The 1,198-nt window shown below is 69.3% G+C and carries 1 protein-coding gene; it reads left to right on the top strand.

The annotated features are described in order from the left end of the window. Positions 1-140 precede the first annotated feature (140 nt). Positions 141-1,198: site-specific DNA-methyltransferase (locus AUL32_RS24290; RefSeq protein WP_062121104.1), on the top strand; the 1,058-nt coding region annotated here is incomplete at its 3' end.

Raw genomic sequence — 1,198 nt, 5'->3', positions numbered from 1 at the left:
TGGGGGACGCCATGTCCAGGGCTGGAACGGTTCGGGTTTCTCGTTCGGGGACTTTGGCGGAGACGGGCGTCGGGCCCAGCGCGGGGGCCGGGGTGACGGCTCGTGGCGCCGGGCCGCAGGCCCTTCGCGCGCCGGGGGCGCTGTCCCCCACTGGTGCGCCGGACTGGCTCGACACCATCATCAAGGGCGACTGCGTCTCGCGCATGGCCATGCTGCCCGCCGGCAGCGTCGACGCCATCTTCGCCGACCCTCCCTACAATCTCCAGCTCGGCGGCGATCTCACCCGGCCCGACCAGTCGCGCGTCGACGCCGTGACCGAGGAGTGGGACCGGTTCGAGAGCTTCGAGGCCTATGACGCCTTCACGAGAGCCTGGCTGCTGGCCGCCCGCCGGCTGTTGAAGCCGAGCGGCACGATCTGGGTGATCGGCTCCTACCACAACATCTTCCGCGTCGGCGCCATCATGCAGGACTTAGGCTTCTGGATGCTGAACGACATCGTCTGGCGCAAGACCAACCCGATGCCGAACTTTCGCGGCCGGCGCTTCCAGAACGCCCACGAGACGATGATCTGGGCCTCGCGCTCGGCCGAGGCCAAGAGCTACACGTTCAACTACGACGCCATGAAGGCGGCCAACGACGACACGCAGATGCGCTCGGACTGGCTGTTTCCGATCTGCTCGGGGGCCGAGCGGCTGCGTGCCGAGGACGGGGTGAAGGTGCACCCGACGCAGAAGCCCGAAGCGCTTCTGGCTCGCGTCATCCTGTCCTCCACCAAGCCGGGCGACGTGGTGCTCGATCCCTTCTTCGGGACCGGCACGACCGGAGCGGTGGCCAAGCGCCTGGGCCGGCATTTCGTCGGCATCGAGCGCGAGGACAGCTATATCGAGGCGGCGGCCGAGCGCATTCTGGAGGTCGAGCCCTTGTCGCCGGAAGCCTTGGCGACCAACGCGGGCAAGCGAGCCGAGCCACGTGTGCCGTTCGCGGCGCTGCTCGACATGGGCCTGGTGCAGCCGGGCGCCGAGCTGACCTGCGCCAAGGGCCGGCACCGGGCGCATGTGCAGGCAGACGGGACGGTGCGCTGCGCGGTGGGCGAGCCGGCCTCGATCCACAAGATCGGGGCACGGGTGCAGGGACTGGAGGCGTGCAACGGCTGGACCTTCTGGTATGTGCGCGAGGGCACGCGGCTCACCCCGATCGA

Source organism: Aureimonas sp. AU40, assembly GCF_001463785.1.
In the GTDB taxonomy this organism is placed as follows: domain Bacteria; phylum Pseudomonadota; class Alphaproteobacteria; order Rhizobiales; family Rhizobiaceae; genus Aureimonas.
Note: the sequence above shows the minus strand (reverse complement) of the source record. Positions and strands in the feature narration are given on the sequence as shown.